Genomic DNA, 18,573 nt, shown 5'->3' on the forward strand with positions numbered 1-18,573 from the left:
ATCTTATCTATTTAAAAACTAATTAACAACATCAAAAAACGTAACATTATGGGGGTAACAGTTCCAAAGGAAACATTAGATTTTTTTAAAAGACTAGAAAAAAACAATAACAGGGATTGGTTTAATGAGAGAAAGAAGGAGTTTAAGGCCATGGAAGCCGAAGTGAAAAAGGTTTATAACTCAGTTTTCGAAACTTTAAACACCCACGATGAAATAGATAAACTAAAAATATTTAGAATTTATAGAGATGTGCGTTTTTCTAAAAACAAAGATCCTTATAAAACGCACTTTGGCGGTTCGTTTCATAGAACAAAACCGAAATTAAGAGGTGGTTATTATCTACATATTCAACCTAATAATGAGAGTTTTATAGCTACTGGCTTTTGGGAACCAGCTTCAGCAGATTTGCTAAGAATTAGAAAAGAGTTCGAAATGGATGATAGTGAAATACGCGAAATCTTGGCCAACAAAAAGTTTAATAGTGTTTGGGGTGACACCTTTGTGGGAGACGAGGTGAAAACAGCCCCAAAAGGGTTTAGTAAAGACCATAAAGCCATCGATCTAATAAAAAAGAAGCAATACATCTTCACTAAAAAGTATACCGATAAAGAAGTGCTTAGCCCAGACTTTTTAAACGATGTAAACACATCTTTTAAAGCCATAAGACCTTTCTTTGATTATATGAGTGATGTACTCACTACAGACTTAAATGGTGAGTCTTTAATTTAAGTCTTTTAGAACATATTAATATTAGAATAAGGGTTAGATTATATTTCTAACCCTTATTTAATTTACAATTTCCGAAGATTAAACAGCCCGAAAACAGCAATTGTCAATGTGATAAGTAACGTTGGAAGCATCAGATGCATCCAGCTAAAATCACGTTTTGGACTATAAAACTTAGCCTCATGATTTTCCCAATCGATTACATTGGCAGGATTGTTTTCGAAAATTTTTGTATAAAAACTTAGGCGCAAATTTTCATGAAATTCAGTAAGGGCTTTCAAGAAATCTAAGTGACTAATCATATCCGTACTAGCTAAATTATTAAAACTTAATTGTGTATGCATTGTTGGAACAAAAAGGGCAACTTTTTCACTTACGGTATTACGCATCATAATTTTTTCCATCATTTCGGTACTTGTTTCCTTCGCTTCTAAATCTCCCATATGTTGCATACCATAGTACCAAATCCAACTGAATTGATCATCTGGAACAGGATAGTTTTTATATTGAGGATAGGCTTCATAAAAACTCGTCATGGTGGCATCTTTTTCCAAATCCCATTTTTCATGGTAGCCATCTCTTTGTTCTACCATAGCATTTAAAGCTTCTGGCACTTGGTATCTGTTAAGAACATAATTATTGACCATAGCAGGAAGTAAAATGTTTAGTAAAACCCATATAGAAATTAAGATCAATGCATTAAAACTAGAGTCTTTTAGCATAGAAACTATCCATAGGCATAACGCACTCCAAAACGATACATACAATATGCTTTGTATAAATATTGCCCAAAATGCTTGATTCATCGGAATTTGTAAAATACCGCAGGCCAAAAACATCAGAAAAATTAAAATAGCAAAAACAAAGAGAATTCTTATCAATAGTTTTTTTAACAAAAACCTGGCTTTCCCAGCAGTTTGTGCTGCTAATATTCTCCAAGTACCTAATTCCTTTTCTTCAGAATATAAATTAAAGGTCATGGCTATTAACACCAAAGGAAACAGATAAATAATAACGAATCCCAAATCTAAATTCCCAGACATTAATAACGACGGGTTTTCAAAGTCGGTATCATATTTCTGACCTTCCAATCCACGAATGGTTACAGCTTGTAGCAATGGATTAACATCACTCTGACCAATTGAAATCGCACTTATATTTGTAGGCTTTTTTATTAAAGTAAAACGTAGGTAATACAATAACAAGCCTAAATCATCACTGTGATATTCCAGATTTCGTTTAATACTTTCTTCTTGAAACTCTTGCGCTGCAACAATGGTGTTTTCTTGTTTTACCAAATATTGTTTACCAATTAATATACTGATAACCCCAACAGATACCAACAAAACAAGACTTACCAAGAATATCTTAGTTCTAAAAAATGACTTAAATAATAAATGATACATCTTAGATAGCTTTTAGGTTAGTAGATATTCTTAACAAGCCAAAAACCGACAATACACTCCATAAGAGTAACGCCATAATGGAAGTTACTTCGTTACTTAACACTTTAGAGACATTTAAAAAGTGATATTCGAATGGAGGAAATTCTTTCCAATACTTATTGGAAATCGTATTAGGTCCAGCTTTTCCTTTATTGGGAATGAAATCCATCTGCAATTGGTTCATTTCTTGAGCCAGATTAAAACGATAAGCTTCTGCTTGGGCCTTAAAATGCAGAAAAGACTGGAAATCAGTACCAGAGAAAGCCATAGACCAATTTTTAATTGCTGTATACGGGTTAACAAAAGCAGATAAGCGTTCTAAGTTATTTTGTTTACGATAAACTTGATACAAGCGATCTTGATGCTCTAAATAAACTTTGGTACTCATAGCTTCACCCTGGGACATAACAAATCCACCATAATTAAAGGGAAGATCTTCTACCTTTGCCACATTATTTGCTAATAGTACAGAATCTTTTAATGCTTTAAAATGTGGGTCATCAGGATTATGGCTATCGCCTTGCTGAATTAAATCATGTTCAACGGCTGTTTCTATTTCTATTTTAGAAGGCGTAGGGTACAAGTAATACCCAATTGCTTGCAAAGATTTTGGTAGTATAATTACAAACAACAACCAAATCCCCAAAAGTTTTACCAAAGCGCCTTTCGCAGTTTTGCTAAAGGCTGAAACCAAAATGGTAATAGTACTTAGAATAGCAAAAAACAGTAAGTAAGAGACCAATAACAAGACGTATCTCAGTAAACTCCCAGAGTACATATCGTCATGAGATTCTATCAGTACAAAGCATAGCAAAATAAGAAAGATGGCAGATAGGAAAATTAAGGATAAGCTATAGAGGCCTAACCATTTACCAAAAACAATTTCTTTTCTAGTTATACCTTGACCAATTAACAGTTTTAAAGTGCCATTTTCTCTTTCTCGGGCCACTGTTGCAAAGCCTAAATAGAAAATTAGTAAGGGGATGATTACCTTTAAAAGCATCGCCAAACTAACCTCTCCAAATCGTAATAAGCCTGTAGACATACTCGCTTCAGAAAAGTTGACTGTATTCTGTTTGTGTGCTTCCAAGAATACGGCATTACCAACAAAATTTTCTAATCCTAAGTCGAAAATACTAAGAACATGTTTTATTCTAAGAGCAAAAGAACCATAATGAGCCATTCGATGCGGGTGCTTATCAGGGTTGTTTTCCCAACTCTCTTGCACTTCATCTTGCACTAAATGTCGTGTATAGTTTTGATCGTGGTAGTTTTCCCAACCGCTGTAGGTCGAAAAAAGAAGCAAAAATACCATTAAACCTAAAGCTATGCTCATAACTTTGGATCTAAAGGCATCTTTCCATAGTTGGCGTGCCAACAAATAAATGACATTTTTTCTCATACCTAAAATCTATAGGTTGCATTTAGTAAGATGTTCCTTGGCGAACCAGGCGCTAATCTTGAAGCATTTAAAGCACCTAACCAATATGTTTTATTAAAAAGGTTATTCGCTTTAAGAGTCAATTGTATATTCGAATTTGCAGGTTTGTAGTACAATGCCCCTTCAAAAACGGTATATTCTGGAAGCAATAAACGGTCGGCATACCATGAGTATTTATCTCCGCTGTATTGCATGCCAAGACCAACACTAATACCCCTTAAGGTTTTGTTTATAAAATCATACTTTCCCCAAAGATTGGCACTGTGCTTTGGAGTTCCACCAATACGTTCACCAATTAGTGATTCATCTTCATCTTCAACGATTTCGGCATCTGTAAAGGCATATGAGGCTACTAATTGAAAGTTTGATGTTATATAGCCTGAGAAATCAGTTTCAAATCCTTTACTGCGCTGCTTACCTCTGGAGGTTAAATTCTCTAAGTCGTAGGTGTCACCAATCAGAATATTCTTTTGGGTGATATCAAAAACAGCAAAATTTAATACTGCTTTTCCGTTAAAGAACTCGCCTTTGGCACCAATCTCTTTTAAACTACTTTCTAATGGGTTAAATCTACCTGGCGAAGCAGACCAAAAGAAACCTTCGGTAGCAGGGGATAATGACACCGTATTTGTCTGAGGCTGGAATCCTTCTAAATACGTAGCATAAGCACTTATGTTATCGGTAATTTCATAAGTCAAACCGATTCTAGGAATAAATGCCTCGTTTTTAAATTCTTGTTCATTGCCTTTATAATCAAATATATCTTTAAACCACTCATATCTTAAATTAATCAAAGCAGAAAACTTACCGATTTTGAATTGGTTTTGAATATAAATTCCACCAGTAGTAGAAAGGTTTGCCGGAATTTCAAACTCAGAAATTGTATAGTCTTTTGTCTCTCGTATACCATTGCTTGGGTTCTCTAAATTAAAATGCGGTACGTTTGGTACGGGCATTACAACACCATCAATTTCCATAGTTTGAAATTGATCCGCCTCATCAACATTGAAATTTGTTACCGAACCATCTAACCTTAAATAACGTCTAGCTCCGTTTTGTCCTCCGCCAATGGTGCGTTCCCATCGCGTTGCATCATATCCTACTAAGAACTTATTCGTGATTTTTTCTCCTTTAGTGTCAAAATTGAAAAAAGCACTAAAATTATCCGTATTCCAAAATTGCTCGCGTTCTACATAGCGCATGGCGGCCAAGGTTGGTATAGCATTTCCGGCAATATCGACCGCAGCACTGTTTACTGTTCTGTGTTCTGCTAAATCCTCATCCCAGGTTTGCTTCATGTAAGACGCATTAAAACCAAAATTATCAGTAAACTTCTTGTTGAAATTGGTCATGATAACCACTTCTTTAGACTTGAAAAAATCGTTGGAGGCTCCCACATTTAAAGAAATAGGAGTGCTCTTTAAATCAAATTCTCCATTAATGCTGCCAAAAATGGGCTGACCTCTATCTAAATTTCCGACACCATTACTATAAATCATTTCAACATTAAGTGCTGTTGTTTCATTAGGAATGTAACTAAATGAAGGGGTTATCAAAAAGGCGTTGTTTTTTACCAAATCCCTAAACGAATTTGCCTCTTGAAATGCAGCGTTAAAACGATACAGTAACGTTTTAGAGTCGTTCAAAGGTCCCGTGAAATCAGCGGTCGCTCTCAAAGTTCCAAAACTACCAGTAGTCGCAGAAACTTCGCTTCGCTTTTCTTTCAAGGGTTTTTTGGTCACCATATTCACAGTTCCACCAGGGTCGGCACTAGAAAAAGTAACAGAAGAAGGACCTTTTATCACTTCCACACGTTCAATATGCGAGGTAATGGGTTGAAGAAAATAATACTGACGGGTACGCATGCCATTTAGTATTTGTCCGTCATCCGCCTGTGTAATACCACGAATATTATAGTGATTGTATAAGCCAGTAACTGTAACATTACTAACTGTTTTTACGGCATCTGGTAATTGAAAGGCGAGACGATCGGCTATCAATTCTTTCGTTACGGAGGTTATCGCCTGTGGCAGCTCTTTATTTTTTATGGCTATTTTAGTTGCTGAAAAGGAATAGTCGCTATTATAATCTTTTCTAACCCTACCTATAACTTCTACGGATTGCAATTGCTCCTCATTTTCCTCCAGCACCAATGTGCCCAGATCATAGGCCTGAATTTGGTCAAATGATTTCTGTAAACGCAACGATCGCATACCTATGTAGCTTACGTTAATTTGATAGTTTCCAATTTGCTCAAGTTCTAAAGCAAAGCTACCGTCCTCTTGGGATACTGTACCGTTTGTAATTCCTGAACCTTGGTTTGTATACGAAATGGTTGCTCCTAATATGGGTTGTCTATCCGTATCAACAATTTTACCTTCAACCGAAATTTGGGCGAATGATGTATTAATTGATACTATTGCTATTATTATGAGAATGTAGTTTTTCATGGTTTTAGATTGTTTCTAAGTAAAGTTGATTTAATTGGCTTGCGTCTATATCATTGGCTTTTAGTTTCTGCACTAATGTGCCCTCTTTCATAATACCTATGGTCGTGCCTAGTTCTACGGCATTAAAAATATCATGTGTAGCCATAAAGATTACTTTGCCCATAGCCGCTAGTTCTTTACAAATTTTAGTGAATTCCGAAGTTGCTTTTGGATCTAAGCCAGAGGTAGGTTCATCCATAAAAATTACTTCTGCATTTTTGGCAAGTGCTACAGCAATACCAACTTTTTGCCGCATTCCTTTGGAGTAAGACGATAGCCTTTTGTGCTGCGCATCTGATTGTAGTCCTGTTTTTTCTAAAAAAGCCTCTAATTGAGACGTGGAGTATTTAAATCCAGCCAAACGGCTAAAGAAATCCAAGTTCTCTACACCGCTAAGGTTGCCATAGAGTTGCACAGTTTCAGGAATATATGCGGTAAGTTGATTGGTATCGTCTTTACCAACCTCTTTGTCGCCTAAAAGAGCTTGACCGCTATCTTTTTTTATAAAACCTAGAAAAATATTAATGGTTGTTGTCTTTCCTGCTCCATTTTGACCTAACAGGCAAAATATTTCGCCTTTAGAAACTTCAAAAGAAACATCTTTTAAGGCCACCTTTCCATGGTAAGACTTGCATATGTTTGTTGCTTTCAACATAACGTATAATGAATTAAAAATTGATTGTAAATTGTACAAACGCGTATACTTACTGTTGTTAACAATAATTAAGCGTTTGAATGTTTTGATGAGATGCCCTGCGAAAGGACGGAGCCCGATGTATGTTTAAATATGCATAACGTCTCGATATATTCCACAATAAATGCAGATTACCATATCGAAACGGCAAATGAATTGGGTGTACCTATCACACAATACAGCGATGGTACTACATACAAAATGGACTATAAAAATAGAGGAGGGGGTCTCGTAAAGAGATTACTTGATAGATATTTGTTGTTAAAAACAACGTATGGAGCTATACTATTAAATTTTTGCTCCGATAAAAAATATTCCGTTTGGGGTAAAACAGTGATTTCTGTTTCTAGAAGAGGTATAAAATTAACCGCTGTTGCTATATGACAAACTTCACAATGCTGAACGTCTGTATCGTCTGCATGATGAGAAAACTCATGTAATCCTGCCACTTTGAATAATAAAAACAAAGCGACAAAAAACATAGTGATAAAATGCTTCTTGTTTTTCATTAGAAGCTGTAAATATAAATCAATATTATAAATTATTAGAGGGGTAAATAAAAATACTTTAATTAAATCGAGCGCTTTAACTATTAGCGAATATTTATGCAATTCGCGTTCTGCTCTATTAACTTAAATCAAAGAGATTATTGCGTCACTACTATTTTTGTAATGACGACATAATTTAGCTTTCTAAGTTGAGGAATGTTTCCTTTAACTAAACTGCAGCAAGTAATTCTGGATTCTCAAAAAGTTGAAGACTGCTGAGTAATTGTTCCTTAACAATACCCATCATTCGCTTATTTAAAGCAGATGAGTTTTGTATGTAAATATTATACTCTTCAACAGTAAACTGCCCAATAATCATACCCTTTAGCGAATTTCTAAATTTCATATCTTTTTGAATCGCATTTTCAATATAGATCATGCGTTTCTCTGCAGATAAATCATAAAAAACCGATTTATGCTTAACAATATAATTTTTAAAAACAGCAATTAACAAGTCTTTTTGAAACTTTGCAATGGGTCTCAATACGATGTTTTGAAAACGTTCATCACTACTCATAGTATCATTAATGGTAGTTGAAGGAACTTCTGGACGAATACTTTTCAGGTTAAATTGTCTTGTGTTCATTGTAAAGGTTTTGATAAAAATATAGATTATAAACACTAAAAAATCGAGGTCACGTCCATAATTGTTAACGAGGTTATTAACAAATGGCTGAGTGCTAGTGTTTTCAGCCATTTGTTAAAGTGTTTGGTTTAGATTTGGCTTAATCCACCATCGACCACTAAATCAATACCATTTATATAAGAAGCATCATCTGAAGCCAAAAACAAAGCCGTTCTGGCAATTTCCTCAGATGCTCCAAAACGACCTAATGGTACCATGGAAGCAAATCCTTTTGCGTTTTCTTCCAACACATCCTCTGGCAAACCTAGTTTACCGTAAATAGGAGTGTCAATAGGTCCCGGAGCAATTGTATTTACACGGATACCTCTGGATTTTACTTCAGAAGTCAATACTTTGGCATAAGCTCGTAGAGCACCTTTGCTCGCAGAATATACCCCAAAGCCATCAAAAACTTTTTGTTTTACAATAGATCCTGTGAATAATACAGTACCACCATCATTTAAATAAGGTAAGGCCTCCTTTGTTGTTAAAATTGGCCCTTTAACATTAGTGTTAAAAATATCATTGTAATGATCTTCATTTATCTCAGTAACAGGAGATACAGGAGCGATTCCGGCATTTAAGAACAATATATCTATAGTGCCAAAAGCATTAGTAGTTTCTTTTATTAATTTAGCATTGTCTTCCGGTTTAGACGAATCCGCTAGAACAGTGATAAAGTCACCTTCTAAATTTTCCGCTACTTCGTTTAAAGCCTCTTGTCGTCTTCCTGAAATAACAACTTTTGCGCCTTCTTCTAAAAATAGTTTTGCTGTAGCTAATCCAATACCACTGTTTGCACCCGTTATAACTGCTACTTTGTTTTTTAATTTACTCATTGTTTTACATGTTTTTATTTGAAACAATCGTTCCAAATAAGATTAAAAAAAATTTATATTAATGTTTGTATTATAGTTTTAATAATAATTTGTAAATCGTTCTTGTTGGAAATTAAAATACCGGTTGTTCTAAGTCCCTGAATTGACGAGAATAAATACAATGCATATTCATTAGCCGATTTATTGTTGTTAATAACAGATTGTTCCTGACCTTTTTCAACTAACTCTTCCAAAAACTCCAAAAAAGAAGTCCGATTAGCATTTAAAAAGCTAACTATAGATTCATTTTGATTAGCCATTTCAGAAGTGCAATTAGTAATGAAACAACCTTTATCGTCCTTATCGCTAACAATCTCATCTAAATAAAGTTCAAAAAGACGCTCAATAGCATCCAGAGGATTATCTGCATTTTGTAATCTCTTTGAGACTTTTGTGTAAAATAGGTCCCGGTACGATTTTAAACATTCCAAAAATAAATCCAGTTTACCACCAAAGGAATTATAAATACTCGACCTGTTAAGTCCGGTAGCATCCACTAAGTCTTGCATAGAAGCAGCGTTAAAGCCCTTGTTATGAAAGACATTAGCAGCCTTTTTTAAGACCAATTCTTTATCAAATGTTTCTACTTTTGGCATTTTTATTTGAAATGTTCGTTCCAAATATATAAAATATTCTAAAACCTGTCTGTTAAATTTTTGTTATTACGTTGAAATCGTCAAAAAATCTCTCAAAATATTTACTTTTGAATAAACAATACCAACATATGAAATTTGGAAGTGTAGATAACCCCGAAATAATCGATTTTACTTTACCCGAAGACCATTTAGACACTATGAAGGTGTTAAATAGGGTTAAAGATGACAACATTCCCGAAATTTATGTGGGCTGTGCAAAATGGAATAGGGCAGACCTCAAAGGGTTTTACCCAAGAGGTACCAAAGACGAGCTGGCTTACTATTCAAGGCAATTCAACTCCATCGAGTTAAATGCTACGTTTTATAGGGTTTTTCCAGCCGAGCAATTTTCTACATGGTACAACAAAACTCCCGATGGGTTTAAGTTTTTTCCTAAGTTAAATCAAGAAATAAGCCATTGGAAACGTTTAAACGAAACACAAGCTGTTGTTGAGGACTATTTATACAATGCATCCAATCTAAAAGAAAAGCTGGGTACGATCTTTTTACAAATGCACAGTAATTTTGCACCTAAAGATTTTGATAGGGTAGTTGCTTTCGCAGAAAGTTGGCCAAAAGAAATGCCTTTAGCTATGGAGTTTAGACATACTAATTGGTATAACGACAGTACGGTATCGGAAGAATTATACCAACTGTTGGAAGAAAACAATATATCCAATGTTATTGTAGATACTGCCGGCAGGCGCGATTTAATGCATATGCGTTTAACCAATGCCACGGCTTTTGTAAGATATGTTGGTGCTAACCATGAAACAGATTATACCCGTTTAGATGATTGGGTTGAACGACTTAAACTTTGGAAGGATTCCGGGATTAAGGAAATAGATTTTTTCATTCACCAAAATATAGAAAAAGAATCCCCGTTATTATCGGCATATTTTATTAAAAAACTTAACCAGGAGTTGGGATACGCTTTAACTATTCCGAACGAAGACAAGCAACAAAAATTACTATAAATTTAGATATACTTATGAGATTTCACACACGAAAATGGGTAAAACCAGAAGACCTAAACCCAAACGGAACATTATTTGGAGGAAGATTATTAGAATGGATAGACGAAGAAGCCGCTTTGTATGCCATTATACAACTTGAAAACCAAAAAGTTGTAACTAAATATATGAGTGAAATAGATTTTAAAGCTTCTGCCAGACAAGGAGATATTGTAGAAATTGGTATTGATGTTGTTAAATTTGGAAATGCTTCTTTAGTATTGAAAAGTGAAGTTAGAAATAAAATGACCCGGGAAACAATCATTACAATTTCCAATATTGTAATGGTTAATCTGGGCGAAAATGGTAAAGCTAAGCCTCACGGAAAAACAGAAATAGAATATGTAGTAGATAGACTGAAAGTGTAATATTACCTCCCTTATTTAATAGTTAAGCCCGTATTTATGTATTGGTAATGGAATATTTACTCAGCCCTTTTCAGGACTAGTTAAATGGGCTATTGTACTTTGTGCAAAATGTGTTTTGAAAATTATAATCAATTTCATTGTTCTATTGCATTTAATTCAATGAACGGGCTATCTATTGGATATTTTATAAAAATTTAATAGCAAAGTGTCTTAAATGCCTATAAGACTGCAAAAAAAAGGTGGTTTTTTATAAATTTGTTTTCTTAATTATTACAATACATTAATTTAAAATATTTTATGAGCAAATCATTATTTGACAAAGTGTGGGATTCGCATGTCGTAAGAAAAATTGAAGACGGACCAGACGTATTCTTCATAGACCGTCATTTTATACACGAAGTAACAAGTCCTGTGGCATTCTTAGGGTTAAAGAGTAGAGGCTTAAGCGTTTTGTATCCAGAGCGTACATTCGCCACTGCCGATCATAATACACCAACAATTAACCAACATTTGCCAGTTGAAGACCCACTATCGGCAAATCAGTTAAAGGCATTAGAAGATAATTCTAATGAATATGGTATTAGCCATTGGGGACTTGGTCATAAAAAAAATGGTATTGTACACGTTGTAGGTCCTGAAAACGGCATTACTTTCCCTGGAGCTACTATTGTTTGTGGAGATTCACATACATCTACACATGGTGCTTTTGGAGCTATTGCTTTTGGTATTGGAACATCGGAAGTAGAAATGGTGCTATCTACACAATGCATCATGCAGCCAAAGCCTAAAAAAATGCGTATTAATGTAAATGGGCAATTAGGAAAAGGTGTAACTCCCAAAGATGTGGCGCTTTATATCATTTCAAACTTAACAACTTCTGGTGCAACTGGATATTTTGTTGAATATGCCGGAGATGTTTTTGAAAATATGACTATGGAAGGCCGTATGACGGTTTGTAACCTTTCTATTGAGATGGGTGCACGTGGTGGTATGATTGCTCCAGATGAAACAACTTTCGAATATTTAAAAGATAAACCACTATCTCCAAAAGGGGAAGCTTGGGATAAGGCTGTAGCACATTGGAAAACTTTAAAAACCGATGCCGATGCAACATTCGATAAAGAATTAACATTCTCTGCCAGCGATATAGAGCCTATGATAACATATGGTACAAATCCAGGCATGGGAATGGGGATTTCTAATAATATTCCTAATGCAGAAGCTGTTGAAGGTGGTGTTGCTACCTATAAAAAATCTTTAGATTATATGGGGTACCAAGAAAATGACTCCATGATTGGTAAAAAGATCGATTATGTATTCTTAGGAAGCTGTACCAATGGTAGAATTGAAGACTTTAGAGCATTCGCGTCTATTGTTAAAGGAAAACAAAAAGCAGATCATGTTACGGCTTGGTTAGTTCCTGGCTCTCATGAAGTAGAAGATAAAATTAAGGAAGAAGGTATTTTGGATATCATTACAGAAGCTGGGTTTGTATTAAGACAACCTGGATGTTCTGCTTGCTTAGCAATGAATGATGATAAGGTTCCTGCCGGAAAATATGCAGTAAGTACCTCAAACAGAAACTTTGAAGGGCGTCAAGGACCTGGTTCCAGAACACTACTTGCTAGTCCGTTAGTAGCAGCGGCAGCTGCCGTTACTGGCGTAGTAACCGACCCAAGAGATTTATTATAATCATTGATGTTTTAAATAAATCAACGATTAAACAAAAAAATATAAAATAATGGCTTACGATAAATTTAATATACTAACAAGCAACGCAGTTCCATTACCTTTGGAAAATGTTGATACCGATCAAATTATACCTGCTAGATTCTTAAAAGCAACAGAACGTAAAGGATTTGGAGATAATTTGTTTAGAGACTGGAGATATAATGATGACAACACTCCAAAAGAAGACTTCGTATTAAATAACCCTGTTTATAGTGGTAAAATTTTAGTAGGAGGAAAGAACTTTGGTTCAGGGTCTTCTAGAGAGCATGCTGCTTGGGCGGTTTACGATTACGGATTCCGTTGTGTAGTATCTAGCTTTTTTGCAGATATCTTTAAAAACAACTGTTTAAACATTGGTGTTTTACCGGTACAAGTAAGTCCGGAATTTTCAGAGCAAATCTTTGAAGAGATTTATAAGGATGCCAATACGGAAATAGAAGTAAACCTGCCAGAACAAACGATTACAATTAAATCTACTGGAGCACAAGAATCTTTCGAGATTAACAGCTACAAAAAAGACAATATGCTTAATGGATTTGATGATATTGATTATTTACAAAGCATGAAAGGCGAAATAGAAACATTTGCAAATGGTTTGATGCTATAAATGGCAATGAAGAAAATAGAAATAATGGATACGACATTGCGCGATGGTGAGCAAACCTCGAGCGTGTCGTTTTCTGCTTCAGAAAAACTAACTATAGCAAAACTTTTATTAGAAGAATTAAAAGTAGATCGTATAGAAATAGCATCTGCCAGAGTATCTGAAGGTGAACTTCAAGCTGTAAAGGATGTTACTTCATGGGCAAAAGAAAATGATTATTTACATACGGTTGAAGTATTAACTTTTGTTGATAATGGCGTTTCCATAGATTGGATGATCGAGGCAGGAGCCAAGGTACAAAACTTGTTAACAAAAGGTTCATTAAATCATTTAACTCATCAGTTAAAAAAGACTCCAGATCAGCATTTTAAAGAAATATCAAAAACTATTTCTTTAGCAGAGCAAAAAGGTATTGAAACTAATGTTTATTTAGAAGATTGGAGTAATGGCATGCGTAATTCCAAAGACTATGTTTTTGAATTTTTAGAATTCCTTTCTACGCAACCCGTTAAACGCATTATGCTTCCCGATACTTTGGGCGTTATTACACCAAAGGAATCTTACGATTTTGTAAAAGAAATTAAAGACAAGTATCCTAATTTACATTTCGATTTTCATGCCCACAACGATTATGATTTGGGTGTAGCTAATGTTATGGAGGCACTTAAAGCAGGAGCAGACGGGCTTCACTTAACTATTAACGGTATGGGAGAACGTGCAGGTAATGCGCCCATGTCGAGTACCATAGCCGTAATTAATGATTTTATGCCAGACATTGAGGTTGGTGTTAATGAAAAAGTATTGTATACCGTTAGTAAACTTGTAGAAACATTTTCTGGCGTTATAATCCCTGCAAATAAGCCTGTGGTTGGAGCAAACGTGTTTACGCAAACAGCTGGAATACATGCGGATGGAGATAGTAAGAAGAACTTGTACTTTAGCGATTTGTTGCCAGAACGATTTGGAAGAACGCGTAAATATGCATTAGGAAAATCATCTGGAAAAGCTAATATTCAAAAGAATTTACAAGAACTAGGGCTTCAACTTAATGATGACGATTTACGAAAAGTTACCCAACGTATTATTGAGTTGGGAGATAAAAAACAAGTGGTAACTAAAGAGGATTTACCATATATTATTTCTGATGTTTTAGATCATACCTACGAAGAAAAAGTAAAAGTGAATTCGTATGTGCTAACACATTCTAAAGGCCTTAAACCGTCTACAACGGTGTCTATTACCATAAACAACGAAACTTTTGAAGAAAATGCTCAGGGTGACGGACAATTTGATGCTTTCATGAATGCCATTAGAAACATCTTTAAGAGGAAAGACATGGTATTACCTGGCTTAATAGATTATGTTGTAAGAATTCCACCTGGAAGTCACTCAGATGCTTTATGTGAAACCATTATTACGTGGAAAGATGTTAAAGAGGAATTTAAAACACGTGGTTTAGACTCAGATCAAACCGTGTCTGCTATTAAGGCAACCGAAAAAATGCTGAACATAATTATTAACTAAGATTAGAATAAAACAAAATAAATGAAATTTAATATTGCGCTTTTAGCCGGAGACGGTATAGGACCAGAAGTAATAGATCAAGCCGTAAAGGTAAGTGATGCTGTTGCTAATAAATTTGGACATGAAATAACTTGGAAACCAGCACTAACAGGTGCGGCAGCTATTGATGCTGTTGGAGAGCCTTACCCAGACGAAACACATGATATTTGTGCAGCTTCTGATGCGGTTTTATTTGGGGCTATTGGTCACCCGCGTTTCGATAACGATCCATCTGCAAAAGTGCGTCCGGAACAAGGTCTGCTAAAAATGCGTAAAGCCTTAGGTTTATTTGCTAATGTAAGACCAACCTTTACGTTTCCTTCGTTGTTAGAAAAATCACCATTGAAGAGAGAGCGTATTGAAGGAACGGATTTAGTTTTCTTACGCGAATTAACTGGAGGTATTTACTTTGGTGAAAAGGGTAGAAGAGAAGAAGGAGAAACCGCTTACGATAACTGTGTTTACACAAGAGAAGAGGTGCAACGTTTAGCTAAAAAAGGTTTTGAATTGGCTATGACGCGTTCTAAAAAACTGTGTTGTGTAGATAAGGCTAATGTGTTAGAAACATCAAGACTATGGAGAGAAACCGTTCAAGCCATGGAAAAGGATTACCCAGAAGTAGAAGTGAGCTATGAGTTTGTTGATGCTGTAGCGATGCGCTTGGTACAATGGCCAAACAGTTATGATGTGTTAATTACTGAAAACCTATTTGGAGATATATTAACTGATGAAGCTTCTGTAATTTCAGGATCTATGGGATTAATGCCATCGGCATCTTTAGGATCTGATATTGGTTTATTTGAACCTATTCACGGATCGTATCCACAAGCAGCCGGAAAGAATATCGCAAATCCAATGGCTACAGTTTTATCGGCAGCCATGATGTTCGAGAACTTTGGTTTACAAGAAGAAGGTAAAGCGATTAGAGAAGCAGTTAATAAAGCTTTAAATGAAGGCATTGTTACAGAAGATTTATCTGATGGCGGAAAAGCTTACGGAACAAAAGAAGTAGGGGACTGGTTAGCTTCGAATATTTAATTATTCCTTAAAACATATATTTAAAAACCTGTTAAGTGTTACTTTCTTAACAGGTTTTTTATTAGTGAAACTCTATTTTGAAAAGTTGCGAAGCAAAGTATTCAAAATAGTAAGTAGTTACTTATTTTGATTAATAAAATCAATCACTGTTTCTGAGAATAATTCAGGCTCACTAGACATAGGTGAATGACCTGATCTTTCAAAGATTACCAATTCTTTTGTACTAGAGCCTAAATTATCATAAGCTTCTTGCGCAAATTTTGGAGGGACGACCAAATCATATTTACCCGAAAGCACTAAAGCGGGTATCGTAATTTCTTGAAGCCTATTAGTAAAAGATAAATTCCTAAAAAGACCTCTATCATTAAGAATGGATTGAGTATTAGCTTTATTCCATAAAGCGGTTAACAAATTGTATTTAAAAACAGTGTTGTTACCATCATCTTTTTCATTATTAATAACATTATCATTTACTAGTTGGTCTTCTGCTTCAAAGGCTTTTGAATTCATATCAAAAAAATCTTCCTGGATGTATTGCGTCTGATTTACATTATTTGCTAAATCAATAACACCTTCCCAAAAATCAATGCTATTATCAGCTTCAATTTGCTCGGAAGCAACACGCTTAAAATTGGAAATATATTCAAGGTACATGCCTTTAGGGTCATGAGCCCCATCTACCTCAATCCATCCTAAAAAATCACTTTGGTTTTTTAATAATGTAGCAGTTCCCAATGCACCTCCCCAACTATGTCCCATTAAAAAAAATCGAGAATCGCTGCCATATTTATGCTTAATAACTTTTACGAGTGCTAAAATATCTTCTGCCATAATATCAACACTTATCCCGCTTTTAGAATAACTTCCTTGAGCCATTCCAGATCCTCTTTGATCGAAATAAACAACGGCACAGGTTTTTTCAATATCACTTTTAATAGTATTGGCACGATAAGCTAATCCAAAACCTCCAGGTCCGCCATGTAATATAATAAGGAATATTTTTTCTGAAGCATTGCCATGTATGTAAACTGGCATATCTGCATCTTTATGGCGCACAAATAATGTTTCATTTAAATCATTAAGATTATCGTCTTTAGAACATGAAAAAGTAGTCCATAAAGCAATTATTAGTAATAGTAGTTTTGAGTAATTATTAATCATTTTTCGCATCTATTTTTTCTTTTTTAAATTAAAACGGTACCCATACTGGAAATTAAAAGCTGGTAATGTCCCTGCATTATATGGAGTTCTTAACATTAAATTGATATTAAAATACCGTCCCGTTATCTTTTTACCTTTTCTTTGTTTACCAATGCCTACAGAAATGGATGGCGCGTAGTAACCTCTGCCTGGAAGAAAGACTTTCTCGACATTATCTCCATTAACTTTGTATGTTTCGGGTAAAAAAGAGCGATAGTATCCTAAAGGGTTAAAAGCTATACTAAATTGTTTCCCCTTCTTATTTGTTCTTCTCCAGGTAAGCCCATAATTGGTAAAGACTCCAGTGTCTGTTTTGGAAGAGAAATTAGTAGTAAAACCTAGATTTCCATTTAGAAGAAATTGATGTGTATTTGTTCTTTGTCCACGTTTTCTGTTTTTAGTTTTTACATGTTCTTTCAAAAGATATTCAGCACCAAAAACCAAGCCATTGTTCCAGAAAATATTACCAAAATAACTGGCTTTAAATTCGGTTCTATCTAAAAAAGATTTTGAAAGGGGAGTAGTAAGATTGTTTGTACCTTCTAAATTTTGTGCAAATCCTACTTTTAAAATGAAAAGTAGAAAAGAAATAAGTAAGCATAGTTTTAATTTCATGTACTATAGATTTATTGTTCATGGAAGCAAAACTATCCTTATAGCTTATCTATTACTGTTAAAGTATATGTAATTAAAACTTAATGAATTATAAAAAAAGTAGAATTAAGTTAAATTAAGTTAGAAACATTTTTAGTTTATCGATTTGGTAATACCATCGATTTTTTAATATACTTTTTTGTAGTTTAGGATTAAAGAGTCTAACGCTTTATCAATAGTATTCGTGTATGTTTTTTTAGATAAATCAACTTTGTCTTTATATTGCTTTTGAGCTGCTATCTTATTAATTGGGTATTTTTCCAAAAAAACAGGATAAACCATGTATATAGCATCTGTTTCAATATTTTGTATGACCTCAAAAACATCATCAAAGAGAAAATGCTCCTTTGTTAATTTATCTTTTTTTGCGTCTGCTACAGAAATTAAACAGCTATCATTATAACGATTGATAGCCTTTGTAACATAATATGAACCTAAGCTTTTAAATTTACCTATGATAACATGCTGTGGTTTAAAAATATTTCTTCTAATTTTTAACTCATTATAAGTTTCAATGATAACTTCACTTGGTACAGTTTCATATTTTTCGGTAGTTTTTAAACTCCTTCTAGCAATGTTTAATCTGTTATTTACTTCTGTTTCATTAAGCTTTTTTGCAATTTCTGGTGTAAATCTGGATTCCTTTTTTAGCTGAGCAATTTTTGTACTATCACTTTTTGCTTTTTCGGCAAATGCTAAAGCGCGTTTATAAAACTCAGATATACGCTTAGTTGAAGGTTTTTTAATAGAGCTTGTCCGTTCTTGGGATAATATTTCATAGGCGTAAGGAGATTTACCTTCTTTTAAAGCAATTAGATTGTTAAACTCTTTATTAAAAACAAAATCTACGTTTTGCCCTTCTAATTGAAAACATAGCAAAAACAATAGAGAGATAAAGCACAAAAACTTCATAACTATGAA

18 protein-coding genes are annotated in these 18,573 nt (G+C 34.5%); 8 read left to right on the plus strand and 10 right to left on the minus strand.

Going from position 1 to position 18,573, the window contains the following annotated elements; translation table 11 throughout:
- Positions 1-48: 48 nt before the first annotated feature.
- Positions 49-729 (plus strand): DUF2461 domain-containing protein, encoded by a 681-nt coding sequence (locus C1H87_RS00695; RefSeq protein ID WP_102753973.1) that lies wholly within the window; start codon positions 49-51, stop codon positions 727-729.
- A 62-nt stretch (positions 730-791) separates the two neighbouring features.
- On the opposite strand, the gene C1H87_RS00700 is transcribed toward C1H87_RS00695, so the two are convergent.
- From C1H87_RS00700 to C1H87_RS00715, 4 genes are read right to left on the minus strand one after another with little or no spacing between them, the layout of a single operon-like run.
- A complete protein-coding gene (locus tag C1H87_RS00700) occupies positions 792-2,132 on the minus strand; it encodes a DUF3526 domain-containing protein (protein ID WP_102753974.1) in 1,341 nt (446 codons plus the stop codon).
- A gap of 1 nt (position 2,133) precedes the next feature.
- Positions 2,134-3,573, minus strand: coding sequence for an ABC transporter permease (locus tag C1H87_RS00705; RefSeq protein WP_102753975.1), 1,440 nt, complete (start codon positions 3,571-3,573; stop codon positions 2,134-2,136).
- Between the two features lie 2 nt (positions 3,574-3,575).
- Positions 3,576-6,062 (minus strand): TonB-dependent receptor, encoded by a 2,487-nt coding sequence (locus C1H87_RS00710; RefSeq protein WP_102753976.1) that lies wholly within the window; start codon positions 6,060-6,062, stop codon positions 3,576-3,578.
- Positions 6,063-6,066: 4 nt separating this feature from the next.
- Positions 6,067-6,756: an ABC transporter ATP-binding protein gene (locus C1H87_RS00715; RefSeq protein WP_102753977.1), complete on the minus strand. Its 690-nt coding sequence runs from the start codon at positions 6,754-6,756 to the stop codon at positions 6,067-6,069.
- A 132-nt stretch (positions 6,757-6,888) separates the two neighbouring features.
- Between C1H87_RS00715 and C1H87_RS00720 the strand changes: the two genes are divergently transcribed.
- Complete coding sequence (locus C1H87_RS00720) at positions 6,889-7,179, plus strand: hypothetical protein (protein ID WP_158655074.1); 291 nt, start codon at positions 6,889-6,891, stop codon at positions 7,177-7,179.
- Positions 7,180-7,512: 333 nt separating this feature from the next.
- Here the strand turns inward: C1H87_RS00720 and C1H87_RS00725 are convergent, their stop codons facing one another.
- The 3 genes from C1H87_RS00725 to C1H87_RS00735 form a co-directional block, all read right to left on the minus strand.
- Complete coding sequence (locus C1H87_RS00725) at positions 7,513-7,929, minus strand: glyoxalase (protein WP_102758128.1); 417 nt, start codon at positions 7,927-7,929, stop codon at positions 7,513-7,515.
- Between the two features lie 128 nt (positions 7,930-8,057).
- The gene (locus tag C1H87_RS00730) at positions 8,058-8,807 is read right to left on the minus strand and encodes an SDR family NAD(P)-dependent oxidoreductase (protein ID WP_102753979.1); all 750 of its coding nucleotides are present in this window, start codon (positions 8,805-8,807) and stop codon (positions 8,058-8,060) included.
- Positions 8,808-8,860: 53 nt separating this feature from the next.
- Positions 8,861-9,442, minus strand: a complete 582-nt coding sequence (locus tag C1H87_RS00735) for a TetR/AcrR family transcriptional regulator (protein WP_102753980.1) — start codon at positions 9,440-9,442, stop codon at positions 8,861-8,863.
- A 128-nt stretch (positions 9,443-9,570) separates the two neighbouring features.
- Between C1H87_RS00735 and C1H87_RS00740 the strand changes: the two genes are divergently transcribed.
- From C1H87_RS00740 to leuB, 6 genes are all read left to right on the plus strand, one after another.
- Entirely contained in the window at positions 9,571-10,458 is an 888-nt protein-coding gene (locus C1H87_RS00740; RefSeq protein ID WP_102753981.1) for a DUF72 domain-containing protein, read from the plus strand.
- Between the two features lie 14 nt (positions 10,459-10,472).
- The gene (locus C1H87_RS00745) at positions 10,473-10,862 is read left to right on the plus strand and encodes an acyl-CoA thioesterase (protein ID WP_102753982.1); all 390 of its coding nucleotides are present in this window, start codon (positions 10,473-10,475) and stop codon (positions 10,860-10,862) included.
- A gap of 297 nt (positions 10,863-11,159) precedes the next feature.
- Positions 11,160-12,554, plus strand: a complete 1,395-nt coding sequence (gene leuC / locus C1H87_RS00750; protein ID WP_102753983.1) for a 3-isopropylmalate dehydratase large subunit — start codon at positions 11,160-11,162, stop codon at positions 12,552-12,554.
- A 49-nt stretch (positions 12,555-12,603) separates the two neighbouring features.
- Positions 12,604-13,200, plus strand: a complete 597-nt coding sequence (gene leuD, locus C1H87_RS00755) for a 3-isopropylmalate dehydratase small subunit (RefSeq protein ID WP_102753984.1) — start codon at positions 12,604-12,606, stop codon at positions 13,198-13,200.
- Positions 13,201-14,721, plus strand: coding sequence for an alpha-isopropylmalate synthase regulatory domain-containing protein (locus tag C1H87_RS00760; RefSeq protein ID WP_102753985.1), 1,521 nt, complete (start codon positions 13,201-13,203; stop codon positions 14,719-14,721).
- Positions 14,722-14,742: 21 nt separating this feature from the next.
- Positions 14,743-15,798 carry a 3-isopropylmalate dehydrogenase gene (gene leuB, locus C1H87_RS00765; RefSeq protein WP_102753986.1) on the plus strand — a complete coding sequence of 352 codons (1,056 nt, stop codon included), beginning with the start codon at positions 14,743-14,745 and terminating at the stop codon, positions 15,796-15,798.
- A gap of 117 nt (positions 15,799-15,915) precedes the next feature.
- Here the strand turns inward: leuB and C1H87_RS00770 are convergent, their stop codons facing one another.
- From C1H87_RS00770 to C1H87_RS00780, 3 genes are all read right to left on the minus strand, one after another.
- The gene (locus C1H87_RS00770) at positions 15,916-16,959 is read right to left on the minus strand and encodes an alpha/beta fold hydrolase (protein ID WP_158655075.1); all 1,044 of its coding nucleotides are present in this window, start codon (positions 16,957-16,959) and stop codon (positions 15,916-15,918) included.
- Between the two features lie 9 nt (positions 16,960-16,968).
- On the minus strand, positions 16,969-17,613 hold the full coding sequence (locus tag C1H87_RS00775) for a hypothetical protein (protein ID WP_102753988.1): 645 nt from the start codon (positions 17,611-17,613) through the stop codon (positions 16,969-16,971).
- A gap of 165 nt (positions 17,614-17,778) precedes the next feature.
- Entirely contained in the window at positions 17,779-18,564 is a 786-nt protein-coding gene (locus C1H87_RS00780) for a hypothetical protein (RefSeq protein WP_102753989.1), read from the minus strand.
- Between the last annotated feature and the right edge of the window lie 9 nt (positions 18,565-18,573).

Origin of the sequence: Flavivirga eckloniae, assembly GCF_002886045.1 — a bacterium.
GTDB lineage: Bacteria > Bacteroidota > Bacteroidia > Flavobacteriales > Flavobacteriaceae > Flavivirga > Flavivirga eckloniae.

Excerpts from the sequence above, each read along its gene's own strand:
- C1H87_RS00760 (WP_102753985.1), top strand. The coding sequence starts at position 13,201 with ATGGCAATGAAGAAAATAGAAATAATGGATACGACATTGCGCGATGGT.
- C1H87_RS00780 (WP_102753989.1), bottom strand. The coding sequence starts at position 18,564 with ATGAAGTTTTTGTGCTTTATCTCTCTATTGTTTTTGCTATGTTTTCAA.
- C1H87_RS00770 (WP_158655075.1), bottom strand. The coding sequence starts at position 16,959 with ATGATTAATAATTACTCAAAACTACTATTACTAATAATTGCTTTATGG.
- C1H87_RS00705 (WP_102753975.1), bottom strand. The coding sequence starts at position 3,573 with ATGAGAAAAAATGTCATTTATTTGTTGGCACGCCAACTATGGAAAGAT.
- C1H87_RS00735 (WP_102753980.1), bottom strand. The coding sequence starts at position 9,442 with ATGCCAAAAGTAGAAACATTTGATAAAGAATTGGTCTTAAAAAAGGCT.
- C1H87_RS00710 (WP_102753976.1), bottom strand. The coding sequence starts at position 6,062 with ATGAAAAACTACATTCTCATAATAATAGCAATAGTATCAATTAATACA.
- C1H87_RS00715 (WP_102753977.1), bottom strand. The coding sequence starts at position 6,756 with ATGTTGAAAGCAACAAACATATGCAAGTCTTACCATGGAAAGGTGGCC.
- C1H87_RS00700 (WP_102753974.1), bottom strand. The coding sequence starts at position 2,132 with ATGTATCATTTATTATTTAAGTCATTTTTTAGAACTAAGATATTCTTG.
- C1H87_RS00740 (WP_102753981.1), top strand. The coding sequence starts at position 9,571 with ATGAAATTTGGAAGTGTAGATAACCCCGAAATAATCGATTTTACTTTA.
- C1H87_RS00695 (WP_102753973.1), top strand. The coding sequence starts at position 49 with ATGGGGGTAACAGTTCCAAAGGAAACATTAGATTTTTTTAAAAGACTA.
- C1H87_RS00725 (WP_102758128.1), bottom strand. The coding sequence starts at position 7,929 with ATGAACACAAGACAATTTAACCTGAAAAGTATTCGTCCAGAAGTTCCT.
- C1H87_RS00745 (WP_102753982.1), top strand. The coding sequence starts at position 10,473 with ATGAGATTTCACACACGAAAATGGGTAAAACCAGAAGACCTAAACCCA.
- C1H87_RS00775 (WP_102753988.1), bottom strand. The coding sequence starts at position 17,613 with ATGAAATTAAAACTATGCTTACTTATTTCTTTTCTACTTTTCATTTTA.
- leuC (WP_102753983.1), top strand. The coding sequence starts at position 11,160 with ATGAGCAAATCATTATTTGACAAAGTGTGGGATTCGCATGTCGTAAGA.
- leuD (WP_102753984.1), top strand. The coding sequence starts at position 12,604 with ATGGCTTACGATAAATTTAATATACTAACAAGCAACGCAGTTCCATTA.
- C1H87_RS00720 (WP_158655074.1), top strand. The coding sequence starts at position 6,889 with ATGCATAACGTCTCGATATATTCCACAATAAATGCAGATTACCATATC.
- C1H87_RS00730 (WP_102753979.1), bottom strand. The coding sequence starts at position 8,807 with ATGAGTAAATTAAAAAACAAAGTAGCAGTTATAACGGGTGCAAACAGT.
- leuB (WP_102753986.1), top strand. The coding sequence starts at position 14,743 with ATGAAATTTAATATTGCGCTTTTAGCCGGAGACGGTATAGGACCAGAA.